This window comes from Streptomyces hokutonensis, assembly GCF_042751305.1.
In the GTDB taxonomy this organism is placed as follows: domain Bacteria; phylum Actinomycetota; class Actinomycetes; order Streptomycetales; family Streptomycetaceae; genus Streptomyces; species Streptomyces hokutonensis_A.
This window is the reverse complement of the sequence record NZ_JBHYWD010000055.1, coordinates 1-6,144: the sequence shown is the minus strand read 5'-3', so window position 1 is coordinate 6,144 and position 6,144 is coordinate 1. Positions and strand designations below refer to the sequence as shown.

The window sequence follows — 6,144 nt, the reverse complement described above, 5'->3', positions numbered from 1 at the left end:
GTGTGGATGATCGCGCCGAAATCATCAACTAAAGGGTGCCGCGCGCAAGACCGTGAGGCTTTTCAAAATCGAGTCTGAGCAGGCGGCTCTGGCTATCGGCTGATTCGAATTGCAGTGTGGGTTTTAGCTGGCCGTTCTTCCAGTCGAGCGGCGCGCAGTCAGGCTCGGTGCGCCTCAGGTCGGCGCAGCAGACCCTCCGGCTCGGAGGAGACATGGTGTGGAGCCGCCCCGGCAGTTGCCGGGGCGGTTGTTGCGTTCATGGTCGGTCGGTCAGGGGCTGTCCTCGCCGCCCCCGGTGCCGCCGTTGGCCAGCCATTGCGCGTAGGCGATCGCGGCCAGGCGGGCCGAGAGGGCGTTGTCGCGTGCGGTGGCGGTCGTGGCGGTGGCAGTGCCGGCGGCTGCGGTGAGGCCTGAAGTCGGCGTGTACATCGCCTCGTTGAAGACCGATCCGCTGGGGGCCGAGGCGACGGCGAAGACGGGGTGTGCCGTTCCGCCGGAGAAGGAGGTGGAGATGTAGTCGCCGACCATGGTGCCCTGCGTGGTGCTCGCCAGCCAGGAGTGGGTCATCGGGCCGGCCAGCTGGGTCGGCGCCGTCCAGGTGCTGCCGCCGTTGGTCGAGGAGACGTATCCGACGTCCAACTGGCAGGTGGTGGCGGTGCAGTTCGCGACCGGGTGGTAGTAGTACGCCAGCGCCAGGTGGGCGGTGGTGCCCGAGGTGGCCGGGTCGACGGCGAGGCCGGGGATGAAGTGGTCGACAGTGCTGGTCGTGGCGTCGATCGGGATGCGGGTCACTGCCGACCAAGTGGTGCCGTTGGTGGTCGTGGACATCACGATGTCGTTGGAGGTGCAGGAGCCCCCGCCGGCGCGGAAGCGGCAGTCCTGCCAGACGACGTACGCCTTGCCGGCGGCGTCGATCTCGGCGGAGGGGAGCGGGCCGCTGCGCAGGCTCCCGTGCACGGTGAAGGTACTGACGGTGGCGATGGTGGTGGTCGAGGTCCAGGTACTGCCGCCGTTGGTGGACCGGAAGGCGAGGATCGATGTCTCGGAGGCGTTGGCGGCCGGGACGATCACCGTGCCGTTGGGCTGGACGACGGGCTGGCCGCCCAGGCCGGTGGCGTTGTTGCCGGTGTTCTTCGAGGCGCCCCAGGTGAGACCGCCGTCGCTCGACGTGGTCATCTTCAGACGGTCGCCGTCGCCGTTGTTGTCGTACTCCGTGTAGCAGTTGCCGTAGAAGGCGCTCGTGGCGGTGTTGTCGCAGACGATCCAGTTCTTGTCGAGACTGGAGCCGGTCGCGGTGATGACGGGGTTGCTCCAGGTCAGCCCACCGTCTGTGGAGCGGCTGGTGAAGACCTCGGGGACGGTGACGGACGAGGTGATGGGGATGGTGGAGATCAGCCAGGTGTTGTGCTTGGCGTCGTAGGCCACTGAGGGGTCGCTGACCCGCTGGAAGGTGCCACCCGCCTGCGTGGTGATGCCCGGCAGGAAGCCCTTGGTCCAGGTGGCGCCGCCGTCGGTGGAGGTGGAGAAGCCGACGTTGGAGGAGCCGCCGTCGTTGAACCGGCCGACCTGGAAGGCGGAGACGATCGTGGAGCCGTAGGAGAAGGTGTCCGGCTCGACCTCGGTGGCGTGCTGGCTGGTGGTGTTGGTGTAGGGGTCGGTGCTGATCTGGGTGAGGGCGGGTGCGGCGCCGGCGGTGGTCGTCGACACGGCCAGCAAGCCGGCCGCGAGGGCCGCCGTCACCAGGCCGGGTCTCGCCAGGCGGTGGAGCAAGGATGCCAGGGACATGATCCGTTCCCTTTCGAAGAAGGGGCACGTCCGGCATCGGTGCGCCGCGAAGTGGGGTCGGGAGCATGCCTCGTACACGTCCGCGCCATCAGGGCGGGCGGAGCCCGGCCGAACCGAACGTCGTGCAGGACGTGCTGAAGGACGCCGCCACTCTGCTGCGGCATGCATGACCATGTCAACGCTTTCCGGTGCAACACCGCCCGAACCACAGGGAATTGACGCCCCCTTGACCCTCGAACACCCCGATGACCCGCCTTGCCGCACCACGTTTTACGGGCAGCCGACGCCACGGGGACGGCGGATGGAGGTCAGCAGCTCGACGCCGCGGGCGGTGTAAGTGCCTGTTTCACATTTCTCTGGTCAAGCAGTCGAAGACCCCTCCTGATCCCCAGACCTCAGAGTCGAGCTGGGCTGCCGCTGTCTGTGTGGTGCGGCGGTGGCATCAGGCCTCTGCTGAGCGGTCGGAGGGGGTCAAGGTTGACGGCTTGCGTGCGTCGCGGATGTCGGCTGTGGTGGAGCGTCCCTTTGAGTCCCGGCATCTGCAGTGAAAGAGCAGCTCAGCACCCCACGCGTTAGCACTCTTCATGCGAGAGTGCTAAGTAAACCGCGCGCCAGGGGATCCCGAATCCGGGGGGACGCTGTCACCGGTCCCGGTGGCACCGGTTGATCGCTGATGGAAGCGTGTCCGCCCACCCCCTGGCGGTCGGGTGTTTCAAGGGGTCCGCGTCCGCTGGCAGACCTTCGTCGTCGTCAGTCATCCCAGCCTGGTATCGGGTCAACTCGTCCATTGACGCCGACTAGATACTGAGTGTAGATACTGAGGTATGACTGTTCCTCTGGCGCTCCTCGGACTCCTTGAACGGGAGTCGAGCCACGGTTACGACCTGAAGCGCGACTACGACACCTATTTCGGCCGGGGTAGGCCGCTGCCCGCCGGGCAGGTCTACTCGACCCTGGGGCGCCTGGCCCGGGACGGGAAGGTCGAGGTCGGCGATACCGGGCCCGGTTCGGGGCCGGACCGCAAGCGCTATGTGATCACCGAGCTGGGGGTGACGCAGGTCGAGAACTGGCTGACCGAGCCGGTCGAGGGTGAACCGCACCTCCAGACGGTGCTGTTCACCAAGGTCGTACTGGCGCTGCTGCTGGAGCGCGACCCCCGGGTGTACCTCGACATCCAGCGTGCCGCCCACATGGAGCGGATGCGTGAGCTGACCGAACTGCGCCGGAGCGGCAGCACGATCGACTCGCTGCTGGCCGATCACGGTGTGTTCCATCTGGAGGCCGATCTGCGGTGGATGGAGCAGACCGTGGCGCGGCTCGCCGCTCTGACAGCGGAGGTGCGCTCATGAGTGCGGACGACGGCTTCCTCGTGGAAGCGCGAGAGGCTGTCCTGTCGTTCGGGCAGACGCCCGCGTTACAGGGTGCGAACCTCTGTGCCCGTGCCGGCGAGATCCTGGCCGTCACCGGGCCGAGCGGCTCCGGCAAGTCGACGCTGCTGCACTGCTTGGCGGGGATCCTCGTACCCGACTCGGGCGAGATCTGGTTCGACGGCCGCCGCGTCGACACCCAGGGCGAGCCCGAGCGCAGCGCGCTGCGCCGGGACCGGTTCGGCTTCGTTTTTCAATTCGGTCAGCTCGTCCCCGAGCTGACCGCGGAGGAGAATGTCGCCCTGCCGCTGCTGCTCGCGAAGTCCCGCCGGGCGAGCGCGCTGGCCGAGGCCCGATCGTGGTTCGGGCGGCTGGGTCTGGACGGTCTTGAGGGGCGCCGGTCCGGCGAACTCTCCGGGGGACAGGCACAGCGTGTCGCCCTGGCCCGCGCCCTGGTCTCCCGGCCCAAGGTGTTGTTCGCGGACGAGCCGACCGGGTCGCTCGACTCGCTCACCGGCGAGCACGTGATGGATCTGCTGGTCGCCTCCGTACGGGAGGAGGGCACCACCGTCGTTCTCGTCACCCATGAGCCGCGGGTGGCCGCTTTCGCGAAGCGCGAAGTCATCGTCCGCGACGGCAAGGTCACGCCGCTCTTCGTCGAACGGCTCACTCCGTGATCCGCCTCGGCCTGCGCCTCACCCTGAGCGGCGGCAGGGAGGCAGCTGCCCGACTCGCCGTCATCGCGGCCGCCGTCGCCCTCGGCGTCGGCCTGCTGCTGAGCATCCTGGCGGCCATCAACGCCACCGCCACCCAGAACAGCCGCAACGCCTGGCTCAACACCGGCTCCGGCACGAGGACATCGAGCCAGTCGGCAGCGAAGGCAGACACCGACCCGCTGTGGTGGCTGCTCAGGGCGGACCACTTCGACGGCAAAACCATCGGCCGTGTCGACGTCGCCGCCACCGGCCCGAACTCCCCGGTCCCACCGGGCCTTTCGCAGTTGCCCGGACCGGGCGAGTACTACGCCTCACCGGCCCTCAGTAAACTCCTGCACGCCGCCCCGGCCGCCGAACTCGCCGACCGGTATCCCGGTCACGAGGTCGGCACGGTCGGCAAGGCGGCGCTTCCCGGCCCAGACTCCCTGGTCGTCGTCATCGGCCACCGCCCCGACCAGCTCGCGAAGCAGCACGACGCCACCCGGGTCACCTCGATCACCACCGTCACCCCCAGCAGCTGCAACGGCACGAACTGCACGGTCAGGGCGGGCATCGACAACAAGGGGATCAAGCTCATCCTCTCCGTCACGGGCACTGCCCTGATCTTCCCGGTGCTCATCCTCATCGGCACGGCCACCCGGCTGGCAGCCGCCCGCCGTGAGCAGCGCTTCGCCGCGATGCGCCTGGTGGGCGCCACACCGGGGCAGATCTCGTTGATCGCAGCCGTGGAATCGGCGGTCGCCGCGGTCATCGGTACCGCCGTCGGCTTCGGGCTCTTCTACGTGTTCCGTACACAGCTGGCGGCCGTCAACCTCACGCGTACGCCGTACTTCGCCGGCGACCTCACGCTCCGGACCGGCGACATTCTCCTCGTTTCCATCGCCGTCCCGGTGGGGGCCGCGATCGCGGCACGGATTGCCCTGCGCCGCGTGCGTGTCTCCCCGCTGGGGGTCAGCCGCCGCGTCACACCGCGCCCGCCGCGGGTCTACCGGCTGATCCCGCTGGCCGCCGGCATCGCCGAACTCTCCTATGTCATCGGCCGGGTTCCCCGAAGCACCAACGGCCAGATCTGGGTCTTCGTCGGGGGAATCCTCCTGGTCCTCACCGGACTCGTCATCGCCGGACCCTGGCTGACCATGGCCGGAGCCCGCGTCCTGGCCCGCCGCACCAGCCGGCCAGCGCTGCTCGTCGCGGGCCGACGACTCGCGGACGACCCGAAGGCCGGCTTCCGCGCGGTCAGCGGACTCGTCCTCGCTCTGTGCGTCACCAGCACCGCTGTCGGGATCATCGGCTCGCTGAACGCCGAGCGCGGCATCCCGAAGGGCACCCCCGCGATTGCCGGCGCCCTCGTCGCCGACTACGTCCAGGGGGGTGACGTAGGCGTGCCCCCGCTCTCGCCGGCCACGCTGAGCAACCTGACCTCCGTACCGGGCGTAAAAGGTGTGCTGACGATCCACACGAACCCGCTCGGCACCACCGACCCAGCCTGGCTCGGCCCCCAGGGCTCCGGGAAACCGCCGGTGGCCGGCCTGGCCTCCTGCGCCGAGCTCGCGAAGATGCCGGCCCACAGCGCCTGCGCCCCCGGGGCCGAAGCGGCGTCGGTCAGCCGGGACTACGGCACCTTCGGCACCTACTCCTGGCAGCACTGGCCCACGGCATGGCCCGCCGCCGGCATCTCCGCCCAGCGACTCGCCCGCCTGCCGGCCCACGAGATCGTCGTGGCCACCGACGGATTGACCTCGACGATCGAACGCGCGCGCACCATCCTCGTGAACACGTATCCCGACCAGGACGTTCCGTGGACCGTCCGCGAGGACCATGCCCAAAGTGGCGCACAGCTCGCCGGATACCAGCAACTGGCCAACGTGGTCATCCTGGTCAGTTTCCCCATCGCCGGCTGCAGCCTGGCGGTGAGCGTGGCCGGGGGCCTGCGCGATCGCAAGCGCCCCTTCAGCCTGCTGCGGCTGACCGGTACACAGCTCGGGGTGCTGCGCCGGGTGGTACTGCTGGAGAGCGCGGTCCCACTCCTGGCCGTCGCGGTCGTCGCGATCGGAATGGGCTTCCTGGCCGCCCAACTGTTCGTACAGGCGCAGTTCAACTACTCGATCCGGGCACCGGGAATCCAGTACTACGTGATCGTGCTCGCGGGGCTTGTCGCCTCGCTGGCGGTCATCGCGTCCACGATGCCGCTGCTCAGGCGGATCACGGGACCCGAAACTGCACGCAACGAGTAGCAGGAACGGCGGTGGGTTCGGACCGGCTGCGGTCAGCCGGTC

At 68.9% G+C, this 6,144-nt stretch carries 4 protein-coding genes; 3 read left to right on the top strand and 1 reads right to left on the bottom strand.

The features are described from left to right. Nucleotides 1–270 precede the first annotated feature (270 nt). Nucleotides 271–1,785, bottom strand: coding sequence for a sialidase family protein (locus tag ACFXC1_RS51155; protein ID WP_381257360.1), 1,515 nt, complete (start codon nt 1,783–1,785; stop codon nt 271–273). A gap of 824 nt (nt 1,786–2,609) precedes the next feature. Between ACFXC1_RS51155 and ACFXC1_RS51150 the strand changes: the two genes are divergently transcribed. The 3 genes from ACFXC1_RS51150 to ACFXC1_RS51140 are packed head-to-tail and all read left to right on the top strand — an operon-like array spanning nt 2,610 to nt 6,102. Continuing rightward, a complete protein-coding gene (locus ACFXC1_RS51150; RefSeq protein ID WP_200713318.1) occupies nt 2,610–3,134 on the top strand; it encodes a PadR family transcriptional regulator in 525 nt (174 codons plus the stop codon). Further along, nucleotides 3,131–3,829 (top strand): ABC transporter ATP-binding protein, encoded by a 699-nt coding sequence (locus tag ACFXC1_RS51145; protein ID WP_381257356.1) that lies wholly within the window; start codon nt 3,131–3,133, stop codon nt 3,827–3,829. The genes ACFXC1_RS51150 and ACFXC1_RS51145 overlap by 4 nt, the downstream gene beginning before the upstream one ends. Further along, nucleotides 3,826–6,102 carry an FtsX-like permease family protein gene (locus ACFXC1_RS51140; RefSeq protein WP_381257353.1) on the top strand — a complete coding sequence of 759 codons (2,277 nt, stop codon included), beginning with the start codon at nt 3,826–3,828 and terminating at the stop codon, nt 6,100–6,102. Before ACFXC1_RS51145 ends, ACFXC1_RS51140 begins: the two co-directional genes overlap by 4 nt. Nucleotides 6,103–6,144 lie beyond the last annotated feature (42 nt).